Raw genomic sequence first — 21,186 nt, forward strand, 5'->3', positions numbered from 1 at the left:
AAGGAGCCCACGATGACGCTCACCGAACCCCGCACCCCCGAGGCATCCGCCACCCCCGCCACCGGCGGACCCGGCCTGCCGCAGGAGCGGCGCCTCGTCACCCCGATTCCCGGGCCCCGCTCGGCCGAGCTGCTCGCGCGCAAGGCCGAGGCGGTCGCGCGCGGCGTCGGTCACGCCGCGCCCGTGCACGTGGTGGCCGCGGGCGGCGGCGTCATCGTCGACGCCGACGGCAACTCGCTCATCGACCTCGGCTCGGGCATCGCCGTGACGAGCGTGGGCAACAGCAATCCGCGCGTGGTCGACGCTGTCTCGCGCCAGCTCGACGCGTTCACCCACACCTGCTTCACCATCGCCCCGTACGACGGCTACGTGTCGGTCGCCGAGGCGCTCAATCGCCTGACCCCCGGCGGCCACGCCAAGCGCAGCGCCCTGTTCAACTCGGGCGCCGAGGCCGTCGAGAACGCCGTGAAGATCGCCCGGCGCGCGACCCGCAAGCAGGCGGTCGTCGCCTTCGACCACGCCTACCACGGCCGCACCAACCTCACGATGGGCCTCACGGCGAAGAACATCCCCTACAAGCACGGCTTCGGTCCGTTCGCGCCCGAGGTGTACCGGGCGCCGCTGTCGTACCCGTTCCGCGACGGCCGGCTGAGCGGGGCGGATGCCGCTGCCCGCGCCATCCTGCAGATCGAGAAGCAGATCGGGGCCGAGAACCTCGCCGCGCTCATCATCGAGCCGATCCAGGGCGAGGGCGGGTTCATCGTGCCCGCCGAGGGCTTCCTGCCGGCGCTCGCCGAGTGGGCTCGCGCGAACGACGTGGTGTTCATCGCCGACGAGGTGCAGACCGGGTTCGGCCGCACCGGCGCGATGTTCGCGATGGAGCACGAGGGCGTCGTGCCCGACCTGGTCGTCACGGCCAAGGGCATCGCGGGCGGCCTGCCGCTCGCCGCGGTCACGGGCCGTGTCGAGATCATGGACGCGTCCGACCCGGGTGGGCTCGGCGGCACCTACGGCGGCAACCCGCTCGCCTGCGCCGCAGCGCTCGCCGCGATCGACGCGTACGAGCAGGACGGCCTGGTCGAGCGCGCTGCGTCGATCGGCGAGCTGCTGCTCGGCCGCCTGCGGGAACTGCAGGCCGCCGACCCGCGTATCGGCGACGTGCGCGGTCGCGGCGCGATGGTCGCGATCGAGCTCGTCGACCCGCAGACGGGTGCACCGGATGCCACCCTGACGGCGGCCGTCGCGGGCCACGCGATCGCCCACGGCGTCGTCGTGCTCACGTGCGGCACGTACGGCAACGTCATCCGCTTCCTGCCGCCCCTCACGATCTCGGACGAGCTGCTCCTCGAGGGACTGGGCGTGGTCGCCGAGGGGCTCGCCGCATCGATGGAGGTATCCGCATGAGCGCCACCGACAGCACCACCACCGCCACCCGCGAGGCCGCGCTGCTCGCCGGCATCCCGACGCAGCTCTCGATCGGCGGCGAGTGGGTCGACGCCGCCGACGGCGCCACGCTGCCCGTGCACGACCCCTCGACCGGCGAGGTGCTCGTGCGCATCGCCGACGCGGGCGTCGACGACGGCGCCCGCGCGCTCGACGCGGCCGTCGCCGCGCAGGACTCGTGGGCGGCGACCCCGCCCAGGCAGCGCGCCGAGATCCTCCGCCGCGCGTTCGACCTGCTCCAGGAGCGCGCCGACGACTTCGCGCTGCTCATGACGCTCGAGATGGGCAAGCCGCTCGCCGAGGCCCGCGGCGAGGTCACCTACGGCGGCGAGTTCCTCCGCTGGTTCAGCGAGGAGGCCGTCCGCATCCACGGTCGCTACGGCCTCAACCCCGAGGGCACCGGGCACATGGTCGTCTCGCAGCGACCGGTCGGTCCGTGCTTCCTGATCACGCCGTGGAACTTCCCGCTCGCGATGGCGACCCGCAAGATCGCGCCCGCGCTCGCCGCGGGCTGCACTGTCGTGGTCAAGCCCGCCGCGCTCACCCCGCTCACCACGCTCGCGTTCGTCGCGCTGCTCGAGGAGGCGGGCCTGCCCGGCGGCGTGGTCAACGTCATCACTACCTCGCACTCGTCGGCGGTGTCGTCGCCGATCATCGCCGACCCGCGGCTGCGGAAGCTCTCGTTCACCGGCTCGACGCCGGTCGGGCAGGCGCTGCTGCGCGAGGCCGCGAACGGCGTGCTGCGCGTGTCGATGGAACTCGGCGGCAACGCCCCGTTCGTGGTGTTCGAGGACGCCGACCTCGACACGGCCGTCGACGGCGCGATGCTCGCGAAGTTCCGCAACATCGGCCAGGCCTGCACGGCGGCGAACCGGTTCATCGTGCACGAGTCGGTCGCAGACGAGTTCGCGGCCCGGGTCGCCGAGCGCGTGCGCGCGATGCGCGTCGGCCGCGGCACCGAGAAGGGCGTGCAGATCGGCCCGCTCATCGACGACCGGGCGGTCGCCACGACGCGCGAACTGGTGGCCGACGCGGTCGGACGCGGGGCGACGGTGCTCGCCGGCGGCGAGGCATCCGATGGCCCCGGATCGTTCTTCGCCCCCACGGTGCTGTCGGGGGTGGCGGCCGGCTCGCGCCTGCTCGCCGAGGAGATCTTCGGGCCCGTGCTCGGCATCACCACGTTCGCCGACGAGGACGAGGCCGTGCGGCTCGCCAACGCGACCGAGTACGGCCTGGTGTCGTACGTGTTCACGCAGGACCTCGCGCGCGGGCACCGCATGATCGACCGCCTCGACACCGGCATGATGGGCCTGAACGCGGGCGTGGTCTCGAACGCGGCGGCGCCGTTCGGCGGCGTGAAGCAGTCCGGCCTCGGTCGCGAGGGCGGCTTCGAGGGCATCCACGAGTACCTCTCGACGAAGTACACGCTGATCCCCAGCTGACCTCCGGCCGACGACGGGTGCGCCCGTAGACTGTGCGGGTGCCAGTGAACCCCGAGCTGATGGGCCGCGAATTCGCGCCCACCGAGCCCTACCTCGTCGGTCGCGAGAAGGTGCGCGAGTTCGCGCGCGCCGTGTTCGCGACGAGTCCGATCCACTTCGACCCCGAGGCCGCGCGCGCGGCCGGCCACGCCGACGTGGTCGCCCCGCCGACCTTCCCCGTGGTCGTGCAGGAGCACACACTCGCGCAGCTGCTCGCCGAGCCCGACGCCGGCATCGACTTCAGCCGCGTCGTGCACGGCGACCAGCGCTTCAGCTACTCGCGCGCGGTCGTCGCGGGCGACGAGCTGACCGCGACCCTGGCCGTGACGAGCGTGAAGACGCTCGGCGGCAACGCGATGGTCACGGCCGAGTCGACGATGACGGATGCCTCCGGAGACCACGTCGTCACGGCGATCTCCACGCTCGTGGTGCGGGGGGACGACGCATGACCGCCGCATCCGCCGCCGCTGCCCCCGCGACGCCAGACCTGTCCGCGCTCGACGTGGGCGACGTCGTCGCCGAGCGCACCGTGCACGTCACGCGCGACTCGCTCGTGCGCTACGCCGGGGCATCCGGCGACTTCAACCCGATCCACTACCGCGACGACGTCGCCGCATCGGTCGGCCTGCCCGGCGTGCTCGCGCACGGCATGCTCACCATGGGCATCGCGGTGCAGCCGGTCGTCGACTGGGTGGGCGACCCCGCCCGCGTGGCCGACTACCAGGTGCGCTTCACGCGCCCCGTCGTGGTCGACCCCGCCGACGGCGCCGAACTGACGATCGTCGCGAAGGTCGGCCAGGTCGACGCCGAGGCCGGCACTGCGCGCATCGACCTCACGGTCAGCGCCGCCGGGGCGACCGTGCTCGGCAAGGCCCAGGTGCAGGTGCGGGTGGCGTGACCGAGGCCGCGCCCCTCGCCGAGCTGACCACCCTGCGCGTCGGCGGCCCGGCCGCCCGCATGGTCACCGCGACCACCGAGGACGAGCTCGTCGCGCTCGCCCGCGAGACGTGGGAGGCCGGTGGGCCGTGGCTCGCGCTCGGCGGCGGGTCGAACCTGCTCGTCGGCGACGAGGGCGTGCCCGGCACGGTGATCCGCATCGCCACCACCGGCATCGCGACCCGCGCGGGCGACGACCCGCACACCGTGCGGCTGCGCGTGCAGGCGGGGGAGCGCTGGGACGACCTGGTCGCGTACGCGGTCTCGCGCGGCTGGTCGGGCATCGAGGCGCTCTCGGGCATTCCGGGCAGCGTCGGCGCCGCGCCGGTGCAGAACATCGGCGCGTACGGGCAGGAGCTCGACGCCGTGCTCGTCGCGATCGACTTCCTCGCGGAGGACGCGGACGCCCCGCGTCGCATGACCGCCGACGAGCTCGAGCTCGCCTACCGCACGTCGGTGCTGAAGCAGGGGCTGCGCGGCATCGTCGTCGCGGTCGAGCTCGAGCTGCACGACACCTCGCCCGAGCGGGACGTGCTGGGCGGCGCGCTCGGCCGGCCGATCGCCTACCCGCAGCTGGCGAACGCGCTCGGCGTGCAGCTCGGCGACCGCGTGCCGGTCGAGCAGGCCCGCGCCGCGGTGCTCGCGCTGCGCGCCTCGAAGGGCATGGTGCTCGACCCCGACGACCCCGACACGTGGAGCGCCGGCTCGTTCTTCACCAACCCGATCGTGTCCGAGCACGTGGCGCGCACCATACCGTCCGACGCACCGCGCTGGTACGTCGAGCCGGAGGCGCCGCCCGAGGTCGTGCCCCTCACCGCGCTCGACGCGAGCCCGCTCGAGCAGTTCCTCGCGCACCAGGCCGAGGCCGAGGCATCCGATGCCGCCTCCGAGACCGAGACGGCGGGCGTCGACGACGACGTGCACGTGAAGCTCTCGGCGGCGTGGCTGATCGAGCACAGCGGCATCCACCGCGGCTTCGCCCTGCCCGGCTCGCGGGCGGCCGTGTCGAGCAAGCACACGCTCGCCCTGACCAATCGCGGCGGCGCGAGCGCCGAGCAGCTCGTGCAGCTCGCGCGGTTCGTGCGCAGCCGGGTGCAGTCGGAGTTCGGCATCGTGCTCGAGCCGGAGCCCGTGCTCGTCGGCACGGAGCTGTGAGCGTCGCGCGTCGACATCGGACAATGAGCGCGGCTCGAATTCGTCGGCCCCGGTAACGTCACGGTCACACGACACGGGTACCTTCGTCGGGTGAGCTCCATCGACACAGACACCCTGCAGTCCGGCCGAGCCGAGGCGACCGAGTCGGTCGACCGGCCCCTCCGCGCCGATGTGCGACTCCTCGGCGAACTGCTCGGCCGCGTGCTGAGCGAAGCCGGCGGCGAGCAGCTCCTGGCCGACGTCGAGCACCTGCGCGGTCTCGTGATCCGTGCCTACGACGGCGACGCGCCCGCGCTCGAGGAGGCCGAGGCGTTCGTCGACGGCCTCGAGATGGAGCGTGCCGAGCAGGTCGCCCGCGCGTTCACCGTCTACTTCCACCTCGTGAACCTCGCCGAGGAGCACCACCGCGTGCGTGTGCTGCGCGAGCGCGGGGCGAACGGGCCGGATTCCCCTGCCGACTCGATCCCCGGCGCACTCGCGCTGCTGGCCGAAGAGGTCGGCGCCGACGAGGCGAACCGGCGCCTGCGCGAACTGCGCTTCCACCCCGTGTTCACGGCGCACCCGACCGAGGCCCGACGACGGGCGGTCGCCTCGGGCATCCGTCGCGTCGCCGACCAGCTCTCGAAGCTGCACCTCGCGGTCGACGGCACGCCGGCATACGCAGAAGCAGAGCGGCGGATGCTGGAGGAGATCGACATCCTCTGGCGCACCTCCCCGCTGCGCACGACGCGGCCCACCCCGCTCGACGAGGTGCGCACGGTCATGAACGTGTTCGACCAGACGCTGTTCGAGGCCGTGCCGCGCGTGTACCGGCTGCTCGACGACGCGCTGCTCGGCGCCGACGCCGGCGTGAAGCCCGCCGAGGCGACGCCGTTCCTGCGGCTCGGCACGTGGATCGCGGGCGACCGCGACGGCAACCCGTTCGTGACCGCGTCGACCACGAAGGCCGCGGCCGCGATCGCCTCCGAGCACGTGCTGCTCGGCCTCGAGCGCGCCGCGACCCGCATCGGCAAGGCGCTCACGCTCGACACCGGCGACACCCCGCCCGACGCGGCGCTCGCCGAGCTCTCCCGGCGCCAGCAGTCGCTCGCCGAGGAGCAGGCCACCCGCATCGGCACGCGCGCACCCAACGAGCCGCACCGCAAGGCGCTGCTGGTCGTGGCCGAGCGCATCGCCGGCACCCGCCTGCGCAACGCCGACCTCGCGTACTCCGGGCCCGAGGAGCTGCTCACCGACCTGCGGGTCATCCAGGGCTCGCTCGTCGCCGCCGGTGCGGCGCGCAGCGCGAACGGCGAGCTGCAGCACCTCATCTGGCAGGTTCAGACCTTCGGGTTCCACCTCGCCGAGCTCGAGGTGCGCCAGCACTCGAAGGTGCACCGCGACGCACTCGCCGACGTGCGCTCGGGCGGCGAGCAGGCCGAGATGACCGGCGAGGTGCTGCAGGTGTACCGCACCATCGCCTCGCTGCAGCGCCGGTACGGCGTGAACGCGGCCCGCCGCTACATCGTCTCGTTCACCCAGTCGGCCGACGACATCGCGAACGTGTTCGCGCTCGCCGAGGCGGCGCTCGGGCCCGACGAGCAGCCCGTGATCGACGCCATCCCGCTGTTCGAGACGTTCGCCGACCTCGACGCGTCGACCGACATCCTCGACGCGATGATCGAGATCCCGCAGGTGCGGGCGCGGCTCGAGCAGACGGGGCGCCAGCTCGAGGTCATGCTCGGCTACTCCGACTCGTCGAAGGACGTCGGGCCGGTCTCGGCGACCCTCGCGCTGCACGACGCGCAGGCGCGCATCGCCGCCTGGGCCGAGCGCAACGACATCGAGCTCACGCTCTTCCACGGCCGCGGTGGCGCGCTCGGCCGCGGCGGCGGCCCGGCGAACGAGGCCGTGCTCGCGCAGCCCGCGGGCTCGGTCGACGGGCGCTTCAAGATCACCGAGCAGGGCGAGGTCATCTTCGCCCACTACGGCGACCCGACCATCGCCGTGCGGCACGTCGAGCAGATGGCCGCGGCGACGCTGCTCGCGTCGAGCCCGGCGAACGAGCGCACGAACTCGGCGGCCAAGGCCGACTTCGCGGGCCTCGCCGCAGACCTCGACCGGGTCTCGCGGGCGCGATTCTTCGACCTGGTCAAGGCCGACGGCTTCGCGCCGTGGTTCGCGCAGGTCACCCCCATGGAGGAGGTCGGGCTGCTCGCGCTCGGCTCGCGCCCCGCGCGGCGCGGCCTGTCGGTCGAGTCGCTGGAGGACCTGCGGGCGATTCCGTGGGTGTTCTCGTGGACGCAGGCGCGCATCAACCTCACCGGCTGGTTCGGGCTCGGCTCGGCGCTCGCCGCGATCGACGACGACTTCGTGCTGCGCGACGCGTTCGCGCGCTGGCCGCTGTTCCGCTCGATGATCACCAACGTCGAGATGTCGCTCGCGAAGACCGACCGGCGCCTCGCCGAGCGCTACCTCGCCCTGGGCGACCGCGACGACCTCGCGGCGCTCGTGCTCGACGAGATGGACCTCACGCGCGACCAGGTGCTGCGCGTGAGCGGCAACGGCGTGCTGCTCGAGGGCCGACCCGTGCTGAGCCGTGCGGTGCGCCTGCGCAGCCCCTACGTCGACGCCCTGTCGCTGCTGCAGCTGCGCGCCCTGCGCGCCGTGCGGCAGCTGGAGGAGCGCGACCCGACCGACGAGCACCACCGCCTGCTGCTGCTCGCGGTCAACGGCATCGCGGCGGGCCTGCAGAACACGGGCTGACGCCGGCTGACACGGGCCGAGCGGATGCCCCTGGGCCGGCCTTCCCGTCGGCCGACGCGGGTGTGGACAGTCCGTCACATGTCCCCCGAATGGGGGAGGATAGCCGGGTGCCCGTGACCCTGCGCCTGTCCCTCGTCCGTTCGCCGATGGTCTGGTTCGGGGCCGCGATGCTCGGCTTCATCCTGGGCGTGCTCGTGCCCGGGAACCCGTTCGTCGTGGTGCCGCTGCTCGCCGTCGCCGTGCTCGTCGCGGCCATGGTCGTGGTGCGCCTGCTGTTCCCGCCCGTCGTGGTCGATCTCGAGCAGCGCTCGGTGCGACTCGGCGGTGCGGACGTCTCGATCGCCACGATCGATCGCGTGACCCGCCGTGCGGAGCTCTCGTCGGGCGCCGCGTACCTCACGTATCGCCTCCACTCGTCCGACGGGCCGTCGGCCCGGGTGCTCGTCGCGGGCCGGCCGGTGCGCGGTCTCGACGAGGCGGGCGTCCGCGCGCTGCGCGAGGTCATCGCGTTCGCGCCGATCAGGGTGCCCGAGGGTACGGAGCTCACCGACCGGCAGGCCGCGATCGCGGCGAACCTGCAGGGCGACCGCGGCGCGCATCCGGCGGGCCGTGAGGTGCTCCTCGCGGAGCTCGACGAGCTCCTCGCCGGGATGTCGGCGCCCGAGGGTGAGCAGGCGGACGATGACCAGCCTGAAGCTGACCGGCCGGCCGCAGCCGCTCCCGCCGCCGCGCCGCCGGTCGTCTCCGTGCCGCTCGCCCCGCCGGTGCCGCCCGCTGCCGCCGTCGACGCGGTCACGGAGCCGGGGCCGATCCCGGAGCCCGGGCGTCCTGCGCCCACCACGAGCTCGACCGGTGCCGCGACACCGCGCGACGAGCTGTCTCCCGAGGCGGCGGCGTTCGTCGACGCGATCGACGCCGACCAGGAGGATGCGGACGAGGTCATCGCGAACCTCCCGGTCGGGCCCCTCGCCGCGGTCCTGGTCGGCATCCTCGCCATCGTCCTCGGTTCGCTCGCCCTCGCCGGCGGCGTCATCGCCGGTGTGGTCGTCGAGACCACGACGGGCGACCGCACCCAGGGCGACGTGCACGCCGCGATCGTCGCGTGGGTCTTCGGCGGCATCGCCGCGGGGCTCGCCGGTGCGGTCTGCTGGAGCATCGGCGCCGACCTGCGCACCGCGCAGCACCGCCGCGCCGCCGCCGCGTGGCTCGACGAGGCCGATGCCGACCGCCGCGAGCGCGGCCTCGCGCAGGCGTTCTGGCCTGCCGAGGGCGACGCGGCGAACCGCATGCTCACCATCGCCTGGTTCACCGGGCTCGTGGTGGCGCTGGCGGGTGCGCTCGCGCTCGTCGTCCTCCTCATCGAGGGACAGTTCGTCGGCATCGCGTTCGCCGCGTTCGTCGTCGCAGCGGTGAGCGGGGTGCTGGGCGTCCGCGGATGGATCGTCGCGCGACGGCGCAGGTCCGCGGCATCCGCTCGCCTCGCCGTGCTGATCGACCGGCGGATCGAGCTCGAGCAGGCGGTGCTCGGCCCCGCGCGCACGGCCTGACGTTCGACGCGTCCGCGCGGTGCGCGCGGGCACGCTCGATGTGCGCTCATCCGAGCAGGGGCGTAGAGTTCGCGGGGTGATTCCCGAGCACTGGCACCCGCACCACCGTTCCACCGACGATGAGCTCGTCGGCTACCTCGCACCCGTCGACGGCGTCGCCCGCATGACGAGCGTCGACGATGAGGGGTCGGTGGTCGCGATGACGCTGGTCGGCACCGCGCTCGGAGGTGTGACCGGTCCCGGTGTGGCGCGCATGGCGCTCGACGCCCACGGGCTCGAGGTGCTCGAGGAGCGCTGGTGGTGCCGCCTGCCCGAGCCGCTCGCGGGCGAGCGCGTCGATGCCGGCGAGCCCGAGGAGTACTGGGCGTGGCGGCCGGTCGTCATCGCGGAGTCCGCGTCGGCGGAGTGCGTGGTGCGGCTCGCATACCCGGGCGACGACGAGCAGGAGGCATCCGCCGTCGTGCCCGTACCCGCAGCCGGCCTGCTGCGCTTCGAGGAGCCCGAGCCCGCGTTCCAGTAGCCTGCCCGCGACCTGCCGCCTCGCGGGCCGGTAGGTTGTCAGCCATGACCGACGAGGCCTGGCCCACCGACACCGCGACCCTCGAGTGGGCCGACCCCGCGATCGGCCTCGCCTCGCTGCCCGAGCTGAGCGGATTCGACTTCCTCACCGGCATGCTCGAGGGGCGCATCCCGCCGCCGCCGATCGCATCGACCATGGCGCTGCAGCTCGTGTCGGTCGGCGAGGGCACGGTCGACTTCGAGGTGACCCCGCACGCGCGGCACCTCAACCCGCTCGGCATGGTGCACGGGGGCCTCGCCTGCACCGTGCTCGACACGGTGGTCGGATGCGCCGGGCACACCACGCTCCCCGCCGGCGTCGGCTACACCTCGATCGACCTCCAGGTCAGCTACCTGCGCCCGATCATGCCGACCATCGAGCCGCTGCGCGCCGTCGGCCGCGTCGTGAAGGGCGGCCGCCGCGTCATCTTCACCGAGGGCGAGCTGCTCGACCCCGCCGGCAACGCCCTCGCCACCGCGACCAGCTCGCTCCTCGTCATCGACCGCCGCGGCAACTGACCGCGGGCCCGGTGCTCAGTCCCGCGTGACCTCGAGTCGCAGGCGGGAGCCGCGGGTGGCGAGGCCGGCGAGGCCGGCGACGAACAGCAGGCCGCCGACGAGCACGATGCCCCACAGCACGAGGTCGTTCACCGAGAGGCCCCAGAGCCAGGCGGATGCCTCGCGCAGGCGATCCTCGTCGGTCGCGATCCAGAGCAGTGCCAGCGCCGCCGCCGCGAACGCGGCGCCCCAGATCACGCTCGCCCAGCGGATGGCCGGTCGGCGTGGGCCGGTGTCAGCGACCTCATCCGGCGCGCCGTGTTCCTGCGTCAGGTCGTCGTTCACTGGTCGTCCTCCCTCGATGCGTCGCCGGTCGCCACGTCACCGGTGGTCTCGAAGATGTCGATCGTCACCGTGCCCCGGTGCTGGTCGAGGTGCAGGGTGCCGACGGTCGTGGCCGAGCCCGAGACCGGACCCACGACCGTGCGCACGAACTCGGTCGTGGAGGCGTCGCCGTCCGCGCTCAGGAGCACCTGCTCTTCGAGCACCTCGAGGTCCGGTCCCCAGCGCACGAGTTGCACGTCGACGGAGCCGAACGCGCCGTCGAGTTCGAGTGCTGATCCCTCGCGGAGTTCGATCCGCGTCTCCCCGGACGCCTTGTGGATGGTGAGGTCGGTGTCTCGGGCCCGGTCGCTCGCCGCCCAGAGCCAGAGCGTCCCCGCGGCCTGCGAGTACTCGCCGGTGCGGCGCGCGTCGAGCGAGATGTTCGTGTCGGGCCAGAGGGGCAGGCCGCGCACCGGCGTCAGCATCGAGCCGAGCGCGCCGACGAGCAGCAGCACCGAGACGAACGACAGGAAGCCGGCGCGCCGACGGGCGAGTCCGGCGACGACCATCGAGACGCCGCCGACCGCGGCCGCGGCCGAGAGACCGGCGGCGAGCGCGGCGTCGGGCACCGCGACTGCCGCGGCCGCCCCGGCGAGCATGGCCGCGCCGAGCGCCACCGCGACGAACGCGAGGCTCGTGCGCGGGCGCTCGAGCCGCCGCACGCGCCGGCGCTCCGCCGCCTCGGCCGCGAGCGCTCGCGACTGCTCGCGCTGCTCGGCGCGCCACTGCTCCCGCGCCTCGCGGTTCGCGTCGGCCTCCGACCGCTTCCACGCGCGGTGCTCGGCGCGCCACGCCTCGTGCTGCGCTCGCCAGGCGTCGTACTCCGGACCGGCCTGCGCGCCGGCGTAGGCCGGCGGGGCGACCGGCGCCCCGGTCTCCGGGTCGACCGACGTGACCACCGCGCCGGCGGCGGCATCCGCGGACGCCGTCCGCGGTCCCTGCACGTCGCCGCCGGCGGGGAGTTCTCGGTGTGCGATGCCGACACGTGCTCGGCGACCGGTGCGGTGTCCGCGGGCTCGGTCTCAGGGGCATCCGCTGCCCTCGCCCTGGTCGCACCGCGCCGGATCAGCGCGATCACCAGCACGATCGCGCCGATGACGAGCGCGACCGTCGCGGCGAACCGCACGACGTCGGCGAGGACCGAGCCGCCGAGCACCGGGTTCGGCCACCCGCCGAACCACGAGCCGCCCATCCACAGCGGCAGCACGCCGATCAGCACCAGCGCCGTGATGCCGATCGCGGCGGGCATCGCCTCGCCGCGCAGCAGCCGCTCGAGGTGGATGCGCCCGTCGAGGTCGGGCAGCAGCAGCCACGCGACGCCGTACAGCAGCACCGCGGGCGCGCCGAGCACGGCGGCTACGGCGACCACGCCGCGCACGATGATCGGGTCGACCCCGATGCGTGCCGCGACGCCCGCGCAGACCCCGCCGAGCCAGCCGTCGAGCCGCGGCACGCCGAGCCGGCGCAGCCAGCCGAAGAAGCCCGGGTCGTCGTAGCCGTCGGGCCGCGCGGAGGTACCCGTCGGGGCGGGCGCAGCGGCGGTGGGCGGGTCCTCGGGCGGCGCGGTCTCGCCCGGCGGATCGGTCTGCACGTTCGTCATGACTCGATCCTGTCGAGGGCGGGCGAGCCACCGCCATGGGGTACGTCCCTGAGTCGACCCTGATTCCCACAGCCGGGTGCGGTGGGGGCATCGGCGCTCTGATTGGATACCTGCATGTCCTCCGACGCACCGCCCGTCGCCGCGCACGCGCCGGCGGCCGTCGCTCCGCTCACGCGGCCTCGCGACTGCGCGGTGGCGGGGGTCGCCGCCGGACTCGCGCGCCACCTCGGCGTGCCGGTGCTGCCGGTACGCGTCGTGTTCGCTGCGACGACGTTCGTCTTCGGCGCCGGCGCACTCCTGTACCTGTGGCTGTGGGCCTTCACTCCCTGGGATGAGCCGGTCGCCGCGGACGATCCGGCGCCCGGGGCGGCGCCCAGCCGCACCGTGCCGGTGGCGCGCATCCTCGTCGCGGCGGCAGCCCTCGCGCTGCTGGCGGCGGTCGTCGTCGCCGTGGCGGAGTGGGGTGCCCGGTGGCCCCTCGACGCGGGCAAGCCGCAGTGGGCGCGCACCGCGGGCCTCGGCATCGCGCTCGCCGTCGCCGCGGCTGCGTGGTCGGGCTTCATCGACCGCGTCGACCCGCGGCGCGGCCCGCGGAGCGATCGGGCGACCCGCGCAGCCGTGGTGGTGCTCCTCGCGGTCACCGTGATCGTGCCGCCGCTGAGCCCGTGGGCGTCGGTGCAGCCCGCGCCCGCGTTCCTGGTGTCGCTCGCGGCCGCGGTCGGCATCGCGCTCGTCTTCGCACCGCGCCTCGTCGCCCAGTGGCGCGAGCTCGTCGACGCGCGCACCCGGCGCATCCGCGACGAGCAGCGCAGCGAGATGGCCGCGCACCTGCACGACTCCGTGCTGCAGACGCTCGCCCTCATCCAGCACCGCGCCGGCGCCTCGAGCGAGGTCGCCCGCCTCGCCCGCGCACAGGAGCGTGAGCTGCGCGAGTGGCTGCACGCCGGCGACAGCCCGGCCGACAGCGACCTCGGCACCGACCTGCGCGACTTCGCCGCCGCGCTCGAGCTCGACTACCCGGTGACCGTCGACGTGGTCGTCGTCGGTGCGTCGGCCGAGCGGGCGAGCGGCGAGCTCGCCGCCGCGGCGCGCGAGGCGATGCTGAATGCGGCCCGCCATGCCGGTGGCGAGGTGTCGGTGTACGTCGAGGGCACGGCGCACCGCGTCGAGGTGTTCGTGCGCGACCGCGGGCCGGGCTTCGATCCCGCTGCGGTGCCGGTCGACCGGCTGGGCGTGCGCGAGTCGATCATCGGGCGGATGCGCCGTGCCGGCGGCCGCGCCGAGGTGCGCGCCGGGGCGGGTGGCACGGGCACCGAGGTGCACCTCGTGTTCGAGGCGCCGCAGCCTGCGCCTTCCTCGCCGCAGCAGGGAGAGGCCGCGCGTGGCTGAGCGCGCCGACGAGGCATCCGTCACCGTCGTCGTGGTCGACGACCACTCGATCTTCCGCTCCGGCCTGCGTGCCGACCTCGACGGCTCGGTGCGGGTCGTGGGCGAGGCGCACGACGTCGAGTCGGCGGTGGCGGTGGTGACGGATGCCGCGCCCGACGTGGTGCTCCTGGACGTGCACCTGCCCGGGGCATCCGTACCCGACGGCAGCACCGGCGGTGCCGAGGTGATCCGGCGCGCGGCCCCCGCGGTGCCTACGACGCGGTTCCTCGCGCTCAGCGTCTCGGATCGCGCCGAGGACGTCGTCGGCGTCATCCGCGCCGGCGCCCGCGGCTACCTCACGAAGGGCTCGTCCGGAACCGACGTCACCCGCGCCGTGCACGCCGTCGCAAGCGGCGACGCGGTGTTCTCGCCCCGGCTCGCGGGCTTCGTGCTCGACGCCTTCGGCGCCGCCGTCGGCGAGACCGCCCGTGCCGACGACGAGCTCGACCGGCTCTCGGCGCGCGAGCAGGAGGTCATGCGCCTCATCGCGCGTGGCTACGCCTACAAGGAGGTCGCGGCCGAGCTCTTCATCTCGACCAAGACCGTCGAGACCCACGTCTCGGCCGTGCTCCGCAAGCTCCAGCTCTCGAGCCGCCACGAGCTCACCGCCTGGGCGAGCGCCCGCCGCCTCCTCTGACCGGCTCCTACAGCAGGCCGAGCTCCATCGCGCGGGTGACGGCGCGAGTGCGGTCGGAGACGTCGAGCTTCTCGAAGACGTGCTGCAGGTGCGTCTTCACGGTGGCCTCGCCGATGAACAGCTCGGCCGCGATGGCGGGGTTGCTGCGGCCGTCGGCGACGAGGCGCAGCACCTCGAGCTCGCGCGGCGAGAGGCCGGGGGTGTCGGATGCAGCGGGGCCGGCGCCCGTGCGCACGCGCGCGACGAGCTTCGCGGCGATCGACGGAGCGAGCACGGTCTCGCCGGCCGCGACCGCGCGCACGCCGGCGACGATCTCGTCCTGCGGGGCGGCCTTCAGCAGGTAGCCCGAGGCGCCCGCCTCGATCGCGCCGATGATGTGGTCGTCGGTCTCGTAGGTCGTGAGCACGAGCACCCGGGTGGCGGTGCCCGTCTCGGCCGAGGCGGCGAGTATGCGCTCGGTCGCGGCAGCGCCGTCGAGCCCGGGCATCCGGAGGTCCATGAGCACGAGGTCGGGGGAGTGCTCGGCCGCGAGGCGCACGGCTTCGAGCCCGTCGGATGCCTCGGCCACGACCTCCATGTCGTCGAGCGCCGCGAGCATGCCGGCCAGGCCGCCCCGCACGATGGGGTGGTCGTCGGCCACGATGATGCGGATCATGCGGGCACCTCCGCTCCGAGTGGCACGACCACCGTGAGCGCCGTGCCGCCCGCCGGGCCCGGCTCGAGCGATACGGTGCCGCCCACGAGCGCGACCCGGTCGCGCATGCCCGCGACGCCGAAGCCGCCGTCGCCGCCGGGGTCGTCGCCCGGCCCGACGCCGTCGTCGAGTACCGTGAGCACGACCTCGCGCGCGCTCGCAGCGACCTCGATCGATGCGCGCGCGGCGTGCGAGTGCTTCCGCACGTTCGCGAGCCCCTCCTGGGCGCAGCGCAGCAGCACGACCTCGAGTTCGCGGTCGAGTCCCGAGGCATCCGCCGCCGTCTGCACCGCGACGCCCGTCTCGCGGGCGAACCGCTGCCCGAGCCGCGCAAGCGCCTCGGCGAGCGTCGACTCGACCCGCACGGGAGCCATCGACGCCACGAGCGACCGGGCCTCGGTGAGCGCGTCCCGCGCCATCTGCTCGATGAGTTCGACGTCTGCCTCGGCCGCCGCGACGCTCGCCGCCGACCCGCGAGCGAGCTCGTTGCGGGTGCGCTGGGCCACCATCACGAGCCCCGTGAGCGACTGCGCGATGGTGTCGTGGATCTCGCGCGCCAGCCGCTCGCGCTCGGTCGACACGCCCGCGTCGCGGTGCATCGCGGCCAGCTCGCCCTGCGCGGCCTGCAGCTCGTCGAGCAGCCTCGCGCGCTCGGCCCCGTAGGCGGCGATGCGCGAGATCCAGAACCCCAGCGCGAGCGACCCGGCGAGCGAGAGGACGGCGATCGCGAGGCCCAGCAGGAGGCCGTCGAGGCCCGCGCGGATGGCGTAGCCGAGCACGATCGCCGCGGCCGGCAGCAGGTTGGCGAGCACGGCGAGGCGGACGGTTGCGGCGGTCCACCACGCGAACGGGTAGATGAACGCCTGCACGATCGCGTACGACGGTTCGAACGCGACGCCGACCCCGAGCACGGCCGCGAGGGCCGCGGTGGGCCAGAGGTGGTGCAGCTGGGTCGGGCCGGTGAGCCACCGCCTGGCGACGGTCAGGTAGACGACGATGAACCCTGCCGTCGCCCCGATCGCGCCCCACTCCTCGGAGCCGTACGGCGGGTCGATGAACGAGAACGCCACCGCGGCGACGGCCGTAGCCGCCGCCGCGAGGTCCCACCAGCGCTGTCCGCCCATGACCTCAGCCTGTCACGCGTCCCGGCGGATCCAGCGGAACGTCACCCGCGAGATCACGAGTCCGACGACCAACCAGATCAGCAGCGCGATGGCGACGCCGCCCAGGTCCCAGGTGCCGGTCTGCTCGAGCACCTCGAAGTCCTCGGGCAGGAACACGGCGCGCATGCCCTGCGCCATCCACTTCAGCGGGAAGACGCTGGCGATGTTCTGCATCCACTCGGGCAGTTGGTAGAACTGCAGGTAGACGCCCGAGATGAACTGGAGCACCAGCACGATCGGGATCACGACCGCGGTCGCCGACTTGGCCGACCGGGGCACCGCCGACAGGGCCACGCCGAGCAGCGCCGAGGTGGCGATGCCGAGCACGAACACCCACGCGAACGTGACCCACTTCGACGGCTCCGTCGGGAGCGCGACGCCGAAGAAGATCGCGGCCACCGCGAGCAGCAGTGCTGCCTGCATGACGGCGGTCACGAAGACCTGGCCCATCTTGCCGATGAAGAACGCGATCGGCGACAGCGGGGTGCCGCCGAGGCGCTTGAGGGTGCCGTCGCCCTTCTCGCCCGCGATGTCGACCGCGAGGTTCTGCACGCCCGAGAGCAGCAGGCCGGCGGCGAGGAGGCCGGGCAGGTAGTAGGCGGCGAAGCTCACGCCCTCCTGGCCGGGCCCGGGGGTGATGTCGCCCATGGAGCTGAAGGCGGTCGCGAAGATCGCCAGCATCACCACCGGGAACAGGAAGGTGAAGAACACCGCGTCGGGGGTGCGGAAGTACCCCTTGGTCTCGTAGCCGACGCGCGAAGCGCCGGTGGTCATGATGCTCATGATGCTGCGACCTCCTCGGTCTGCTCCTCGTGCGACAGCTCGGCGGCCTCGCCGACGAGTTCCAGGTAGATGTCCTCCAGGCTGGGGCGCACGATCTCGAGGCCCGCGGGCTCGCGCCCGATGCGGTCCACGATCGCGGCGACCAGGGTGCCCGGGGTGTGGGTGCGCTCCTCGCGCGGGGTGCCGTCGGCCTCGTGCCAACGCACGATCGGCACCCGCGCCTCGGCGCCGCCGATCTCGTCGATCGCGCCGATGTCGACCAGCTTGCCGCCGGCGATGACGCCGGCCCGGTCGCTCAGCTGCGCCGCCTCGTCGAGGTAGTGCGTCGTGAGCAGGATGGTCGTGCCCTCGCGCTTCAGGTTGCGGATCAGGGTCCAGAAGTCGCGCCGTGCCTGCGGGTCGAAGCCCGTGGTGGGCTCGTCGAGGAACAGCAGCTCGGGCCGCCCGACGATGCCGAGCGCCACGTCGACGCGTCGGCGCTGCCCGCCGGACAGCTTGGCGATGCGGGTCTTGGCCTTGTGCTCGAGCCCGACCGCGGCGATGACCTCGTCGACGTCGCGCGGGTTCGGGTAGAACCCGGCGAAGTGGGCGAGCTGCTCGCGCACGGTGAAGGCGCCCTGCTCGCCGGTCGACTGCAGCACGATGCCGAGCCGCGCCTTCCAGTCGAGCTTGCCGTGGGCCGGGTCGACACCCAGTACGGATGCCTCGCCGCCGGAGCGCTTGCGGTATCCCTCGAGGATCTCGATGGTGGTGGACTTGCCCGCGCCGTTCGGCCCGAGCAGTGCGAAGGTCTCGCCGCGTGCGATCTCGAACGTGATGTCGTCGACCGCGGCGACGGACCCGTAGTGCTTGGTGAGGCCGCGCACGTACAGCGCCGGTGCCTCGTCTCGGCCGCTCTTCGCGGCATCCGTCTCGTTCATGCTTCCACGGTGGCAGCGACGGATGCCGCCCGGTAGCGCCCGGACGCCGGATTTCCGGCATCCACCGATCGGGGGATGCGGGGTCCGTGGAGGCGCTCAGCCGCTGCGTTCGACCGCGGGTGTGATCGGCGAGCGGATGCCTCGTCGGCGCCGCCTGCGCAGGTCCACGAGCGTCGGCACGGCCACGCCCGCCACGAGCAGCGCGCTGCCGGCGAGCTCCAGCGCGTTGGGCGCCTCGCCCAGCACGAGCCACGCCGAGGCGAGTCCGACGGGCGGCACGAGCAGCGTGAACGGCACGACGTCGGCGGCGGGGTAGCGGCTGAGCAGGGCGTTCCAGATGCTGTAGCCGACGAGGGATGCCGCCCCGGCGGTGTAGGCGACCGAGACGAGCGTCTCCCAGCCGAGCGTCGTGAACGCCTCGCCGACGGCAGCGGGCCCGTCGACGACGAGGCTCGCCGCGAGGGCGGGGAGCGGGACCACGAGCGCCGACCAGACGACCAGGCCGAGCCCGTTCGACGGGGGCGCGCTGCGCGCGACGACGTTGCCGATTCCCCAGCTGAGCGCCCCGGCGAGGCAGAGCGCGAGGGGGAGCAGCGCGGCGATGCCCGCGCCGTCCATGCGTCCGACGCCGACCACGACGAGTCCCGCGAGGCCGACCGCGGCGCCGGCGAGCTGCACGCGGGTGGGGCGTTCGTGCAGCACCATGGCGGCGATCGCGATGGTGAAGATCATCTGGCTCTGGAGCACCACGGGCGCGAGGCCGGTGGGGAGCCCGAGGTGCATGGCGGTGAACACGAAGGCGAACTGGCCGAGGCTCATGAACCCGCCGAGCGCGAGGATGGTGCGCCACGGCACGTCGGGCTTCGGCACGATGAAGACGAGCGGCACGGCGACCGCGGCGAAGCGCAGGGCGACGAGCACGAGCGGCGGGGTGTCGCGCAGCCCGAGGTCGATCGCGAGGAAGTTGACCCCCAGATGACCGCGACGAGCACGGCGAGCAGGGTGTGGCGGGTGGTCATGGTTCCATCGTCGCCCGCCGAATCGTGCAGCACCAGTTCCGATTCTCACCGCGTATCGCGTAGCATCGCTGCATGATCGACCCGCAGGGACTGCGCGCGCTCGTCGGCGTGGCACAGCACGGCAGCGTGGCCGCCGCTGCGGAGGCGCTCGGCTACACGCCGTCGGCGGTCTCGCAGCAGGTGAAGCGGCTCGAGGGCGAGCTCGGCGACGCGCTGCTCGAACGGCGCGGCCGCGGGGTGCTGCTCACCGAGCGCGGGCGCGTGGTCGCCCACGAGGGGCGCGCGGTGCTCGACGCCATGCAGCAGCTCGTCGCCGGCGGTGCGGGCACCGGCACCGGGGCCGCCCCGGTGCGCGTCGCCTCGTTCTCGACCGCCACGCGCGGACTCGTCGGACCCGCCGTGCAGGCGCTGCGCGCGGCCGAGGCGGAGGCCGGACAAGAGGCATCCGTGCCCGTCGACCTGCGCGTCTCGAGCGTCGACCCGTTCGAGGCGGTCGTGCTCGTCGACCGCGGCGACGTCGACCTCGCGATCGTGCACGACTGGGACTCGGTGCCGCTCGTCGTGCCCGACGGGCTGGTGCGCGAACCGGTCTGCCGCGACGTCGCCGACGTGGTGCTCTGGCGCACCCACCCGCTCGCCACCGGGCCGACCGTCGACCGCCACGCCCTCGTCGACGAGGCGTGGGGGAGCACCCCGCGCGGCGCGATCTGCCACGAGGCGCTGCTGCGCCTCTTCGCCGACCTCGGCCGCGTGCCGCGCATCGTCGCCGAGGACCCCGACTTCGCGTCGCTCGCGTCGCTCGCGGCGAGCGAGGTCGCGATCTGCCTCGTGCCGCGACTCGGCCGGTCGCCGCTGCCCGAGGGCGCCGTCGCCGTGCCGCTCGCCGACGGCAGCCAGGTGCGCCAGGTCTCGGTCGTCACCCGTGCCGCGCGCTCGGGCAGCCCCGCGATCCGCAGGGTCGTCGATGCCCTGCGGGTCGCGGCCGCCGGTGCCGGATCGGTCGCGGGAGGCTAGGCCCCGACGAGCAGGTGCGGATGCTGCGCCTCGACCACGTTCGGGTGCGCGCGCAGCCGGCTCTTCAGCCAGTTCTCGCCGAACACGGCGTGCAGCGGGTTCGCCGGGTCGTCGGTCGCGCCCGCGGCCTCCGCGGCGAGCGCCGGCGGCAGCTCGATCGACGGGATGCGCGCGTCGAGCGACGGGCCGTGGAAGTAGGGGATGGAGATGCGCTCGGTGCCGGGCTCGGGCGAGACGACCCGGTGCAGCGTGGCCTTCAGGTAGCCGTCGGTCGCGATCTCGAGCAGCTCGCCGATGTTCACGACGAAGGCGCCGGGCAGCGGGGTCACGTCGATCCACTCGCCGTCCTTCTCGACCTGGAGGCCCGCCTTGCCCTCCTCGACCGAGAGCAGCGTGAGCACGCCGAGGTCCTTGTGCGCGCCGACGCCCTGCGCGGGCTGCTCGGCCTCGACGCCGGGGTAGCGCACGACCTTCAGGTACGGCGTCGACGGCGTGAAGGCGGCGTCGAACGTGTCGGCGGGCGCCCCGAGCGCCTCGGCCCAGGCACGCAGCAGGCGGGTGCCGACCTCGTCGAGGCGCGCGATCCACTCCTCGGCGACCTCGCGCAGCTCGGGCAGCGCCTCGGGCCAGAGGTTCGGGCCCTGCAGCGCCCAGTAGTCGGGCACGTCGTCGCCCGTGGCCACGGCGGGACGCTCGGCGCCGATGTCGATCTGCTCGCGGATGTCGACGCGGCCCTGCGTGCGCTCGCCGCCCATGCGCGTGTACCCGCGGAAGTGCGGGCTGTTGACGTTCTCGATGGCGAGCTTGTGCGACTCGGGCAGGGCGAAGAAGGCGCGTGCGACCTCGTAGGCGCGGTCGATGAGCTCGGCGGGCACGCCGTGGCCCACGAGCGAGAAGAAGCCGACCTCGTGGGTCGCGCGGCGCAGGTCGTCGCGGAACGCGTCCTGCTGGGCGGGCGTGCCGTTCAGCAGGGAGAGGTCGAGTACGGGGATGCCGGTCATGATGACGGTCCTTTCAGGGGTGCCGGGAGAGGGTGCGCCGTCGATGCGGCCCCGGCATCCTGCTGTGTCTGCCTCGTGGCATCCGTTCGGGTGGGAGACCCCGGGAGCGGATGCCGCTGGGCGGACGCGGGCGCGTCGGATGCGGCGTGAGCGGGCTGCGGTCGGCGGCGCGGAAGAATC

The 21,186-nt window shown here is 74.0% G+C and carries 20 protein-coding genes and 1 pseudogene; 12 read left to right on the forward strand and 9 right to left on the reverse strand.

All coding sequences use genetic code 11. The annotated features are described in order from the left end of the window. The first annotated feature begins 12 nt into the window (after positions 1 to 12). The 9 genes from gabT (at position 13) to QUE38_RS10240 (ending at position 10,384) form a co-directional block, all read left to right on the forward strand. Entirely contained in the window at positions 13 to 1,404 is a 1,392-nt protein-coding gene (gene gabT / locus QUE38_RS10200; RefSeq protein ID WP_286307952.1) for a 4-aminobutyrate--2-oxoglutarate transaminase, read from the forward strand. Next, on the forward strand, positions 1,401 to 2,885 hold the full coding sequence (locus QUE38_RS10205; protein ID WP_286307956.1) for an NAD-dependent succinate-semialdehyde dehydrogenase: 1,485 nt from the start codon (positions 1,401 to 1,403) through the stop codon (positions 2,883 to 2,885). Before gabT ends, QUE38_RS10205 begins: the two co-directional genes overlap by 4 nt. Before the next feature lie 38 nt (positions 2,886 to 2,923). Further along, positions 2,924 to 3,373 carry a MaoC family dehydratase N-terminal domain-containing protein gene (locus tag QUE38_RS10210; protein WP_286307958.1) on the forward strand — a complete coding sequence of 150 codons (450 nt, stop codon included), beginning with the start codon at positions 2,924 to 2,926 and terminating at the stop codon, positions 3,371 to 3,373. Further along, the gene (locus QUE38_RS10215) at positions 3,370 to 3,822 is read left to right on the forward strand and encodes a MaoC family dehydratase (protein ID WP_286307960.1); all 453 of its coding nucleotides are present in this window, start codon (positions 3,370 to 3,372) and stop codon (positions 3,820 to 3,822) included. The genes QUE38_RS10210 and QUE38_RS10215 overlap by 4 nt, the downstream gene beginning before the upstream one ends. Continuing rightward, complete coding sequence (locus tag QUE38_RS10220; RefSeq protein ID WP_286307962.1) at positions 3,819 to 5,015, forward strand: UDP-N-acetylmuramate dehydrogenase; 1,197 nt, start codon at positions 3,819 to 3,821, stop codon at positions 5,013 to 5,015. The genes QUE38_RS10215 and QUE38_RS10220 overlap by 4 nt, the downstream gene beginning before the upstream one ends. A 90-nt stretch (positions 5,016 to 5,105) precedes the next feature. Then, the gene (locus QUE38_RS10225) at positions 5,106 to 7,760 is read left to right on the forward strand and encodes a phosphoenolpyruvate carboxylase (protein WP_433996894.1); all 2,655 of its coding nucleotides are present in this window, start codon (positions 5,106 to 5,108) and stop codon (positions 7,758 to 7,760) included. A 107-nt stretch (positions 7,761 to 7,867) separates the two neighbouring features. Next, a complete protein-coding gene (locus QUE38_RS10230; protein ID WP_286307964.1) occupies positions 7,868 to 9,307 on the forward strand; it encodes a hypothetical protein in 1,440 nt (479 codons plus the stop codon). Positions 9,308 to 9,383: 76 nt separating this feature from the next. Continuing rightward, positions 9,384 to 9,827: a hypothetical protein gene (locus QUE38_RS10235; RefSeq protein ID WP_286307966.1), complete on the forward strand. Its 444-nt coding sequence runs from the start codon at positions 9,384 to 9,386 to the stop codon at positions 9,825 to 9,827. A gap of 44 nt (positions 9,828 to 9,871) precedes the next feature. Further along, positions 9,872 to 10,384, forward strand: a complete 513-nt coding sequence (locus tag QUE38_RS10240; protein WP_286307968.1) for a PaaI family thioesterase — start codon at positions 9,872 to 9,874, stop codon at positions 10,382 to 10,384. A gap of 15 nt (positions 10,385 to 10,399) precedes the next feature. Here QUE38_RS10240 and QUE38_RS10245 read toward each other — a convergent pair whose 3' ends face one another. The 3 genes and pseudogenes from QUE38_RS10245 to QUE38_RS17600 form a co-directional block, all read right to left on the reverse strand. Continuing rightward, a complete protein-coding gene (locus QUE38_RS10245; protein ID WP_286307970.1) occupies positions 10,400 to 10,708 on the reverse strand; it encodes a hypothetical protein in 309 nt (102 codons plus the stop codon). Continuing rightward, positions 10,705 to 11,691 carry a hypothetical protein gene (locus QUE38_RS10250; protein WP_286307972.1) on the reverse strand — a complete coding sequence of 329 codons (987 nt, stop codon included), beginning with the start codon at positions 11,689 to 11,691 and terminating at the stop codon, positions 10,705 to 10,707. The genes QUE38_RS10245 and QUE38_RS10250 overlap by 4 nt, the downstream gene beginning before the upstream one ends. Before the next feature lie 410 nt (positions 11,692 to 12,101). Further along, a pseudogene (locus QUE38_RS17600) lies at positions 12,102 to 12,347 on the reverse strand (PspC domain-containing protein); the annotation flags it as partial. Positions 12,348 to 12,461: 114 nt separating this feature from the next. Between QUE38_RS17600 and QUE38_RS10260 the strand changes: the two are divergent. Then, positions 12,462 to 13,736, forward strand: coding sequence for an ATP-binding protein (locus QUE38_RS10260; protein WP_286307976.1), 1,275 nt, complete (start codon positions 12,462 to 12,464; stop codon positions 13,734 to 13,736). Then, on the forward strand, positions 13,729 to 14,412 hold the full coding sequence (locus QUE38_RS10265; protein ID WP_286307978.1) for a LuxR C-terminal-related transcriptional regulator: 684 nt from the start codon (positions 13,729 to 13,731) through the stop codon (positions 14,410 to 14,412). Before QUE38_RS10260 ends, QUE38_RS10265 begins: the two co-directional genes overlap by 8 nt. A 7-nt stretch (positions 14,413 to 14,419) precedes the next feature. On the opposite strand, the gene QUE38_RS10270 is transcribed toward QUE38_RS10265, so the two are convergent. From QUE38_RS10270 to QUE38_RS10290, 5 genes are all read right to left on the reverse strand, one after another. Next, complete coding sequence (locus tag QUE38_RS10270; protein WP_286307980.1) at positions 14,420 to 15,067, reverse strand: response regulator; 648 nt, start codon at positions 15,065 to 15,067, stop codon at positions 14,420 to 14,422. After that, the gene (locus QUE38_RS10275) at positions 15,064 to 16,230 is read right to left on the reverse strand and encodes a sensor histidine kinase (protein WP_286307982.1); all 1,167 of its coding nucleotides are present in this window, start codon (positions 16,228 to 16,230) and stop codon (positions 15,064 to 15,066) included. The genes QUE38_RS10270 and QUE38_RS10275 overlap by 4 nt, the downstream gene beginning before the upstream one ends. Positions 16,231 to 16,242: 12 nt before the next feature. Continuing rightward, complete coding sequence (locus tag QUE38_RS10280; RefSeq protein WP_433996895.1) at positions 16,243 to 17,043, reverse strand: ABC transporter permease; 801 nt, start codon at positions 17,041 to 17,043, stop codon at positions 16,243 to 16,245. Between the two features lie 5 nt (positions 17,044 to 17,048). Further along, positions 17,049 to 17,972, reverse strand: a complete 924-nt coding sequence (locus tag QUE38_RS10285) for an ABC transporter ATP-binding protein (RefSeq protein WP_286307987.1) — start codon at positions 17,970 to 17,972, stop codon at positions 17,049 to 17,051. A 96-nt stretch (positions 17,973 to 18,068) separates the two neighbouring features. Then, positions 18,069 to 19,040: an EamA family transporter gene (locus tag QUE38_RS10290; protein ID WP_286307989.1), complete on the reverse strand. Its 972-nt coding sequence runs from the start codon at positions 19,038 to 19,040 to the stop codon at positions 18,069 to 18,071. Positions 19,041 to 19,063: 23 nt separating this feature from the next. On the opposite strand from QUE38_RS10290, the gene QUE38_RS10295 reads away from it, so the two are divergent. After that, positions 19,064 to 20,005 carry a LysR family transcriptional regulator gene (locus QUE38_RS10295; protein WP_286307990.1) on the forward strand — a complete coding sequence of 314 codons (942 nt, stop codon included), beginning with the start codon at positions 19,064 to 19,066 and terminating at the stop codon, positions 20,003 to 20,005. Here the strand turns inward: QUE38_RS10295 and QUE38_RS10300 are convergent. Beyond that, complete coding sequence (locus QUE38_RS10300; RefSeq protein ID WP_286307992.1) at positions 20,002 to 21,006, reverse strand: isopenicillin N synthase family dioxygenase; 1,005 nt, start codon at positions 21,004 to 21,006, stop codon at positions 20,002 to 20,004. The genes QUE38_RS10295 and QUE38_RS10300 overlap by 4 nt on opposite strands. Between the last annotated feature and the right edge of the window lie 180 nt (positions 21,007 to 21,186).

The organism is Agromyces mangrovi, from assembly GCF_030296695.1.
Classification (GTDB): domain Bacteria; phylum Actinomycetota; class Actinomycetes; order Actinomycetales; family Microbacteriaceae; genus Agromyces; species Agromyces mangrovi.

What these genes read in the sequence shown, in the direction of transcription:
- QUE38_RS10300 (WP_286307992.1), bottom strand. Translation starts at nt 21,006, where the DNA reads ATGACCGGCATCCCCGTACTCGACCTCTCCCTGCTGAACGGCACGCCC.
- QUE38_RS10275 (WP_286307982.1), bottom strand. Translation starts at nt 16,230, where the DNA reads ATGGGCGGACAGCGCTGGTGGGACCTCGCGGCGGCGGCTACGGCCGTC.
- QUE38_RS10270 (WP_286307980.1), bottom strand. Translation starts at nt 15,067, where the DNA reads ATGATCCGCATCATCGTGGCCGACGACCACCCCATCGTGCGGGGCGGC.
- QUE38_RS10260 (WP_286307976.1), top strand. Translation starts at nt 12,462, where the DNA reads ATGTCCTCCGACGCACCGCCCGTCGCCGCGCACGCGCCGGCGGCCGTC.
- QUE38_RS10285 (WP_286307987.1), bottom strand. Translation starts at nt 17,972, where the DNA reads ATGAACGAGACGGATGCCGCGAAGAGCGGCCGAGACGAGGCACCGGCG.
- QUE38_RS10280 (WP_433996895.1), bottom strand. Translation starts at nt 17,043, where the DNA reads ATGACCACCGGCGCTTCGCGCGTCGGCTACGAGACCAAGGGGTACTTC.
- QUE38_RS10205 (WP_286307956.1), top strand. Translation starts at nt 1,401, where the DNA reads ATGAGCGCCACCGACAGCACCACCACCGCCACCCGCGAGGCCGCGCTG.
- QUE38_RS10295 (WP_286307990.1), top strand. Translation starts at nt 19,064, where the DNA reads ATGATCGACCCGCAGGGACTGCGCGCGCTCGTCGGCGTGGCACAGCAC.
- QUE38_RS10215 (WP_286307960.1), top strand. Translation starts at nt 3,370, where the DNA reads ATGACCGCCGCATCCGCCGCCGCTGCCCCCGCGACGCCAGACCTGTCC.
- QUE38_RS10240 (WP_286307968.1), top strand. Translation starts at nt 9,872, where the DNA reads ATGACCGACGAGGCCTGGCCCACCGACACCGCGACCCTCGAGTGGGCC.
- gabT (WP_286307952.1), top strand. Translation starts at nt 13, where the DNA reads ATGACGCTCACCGAACCCCGCACCCCCGAGGCATCCGCCACCCCCGCC.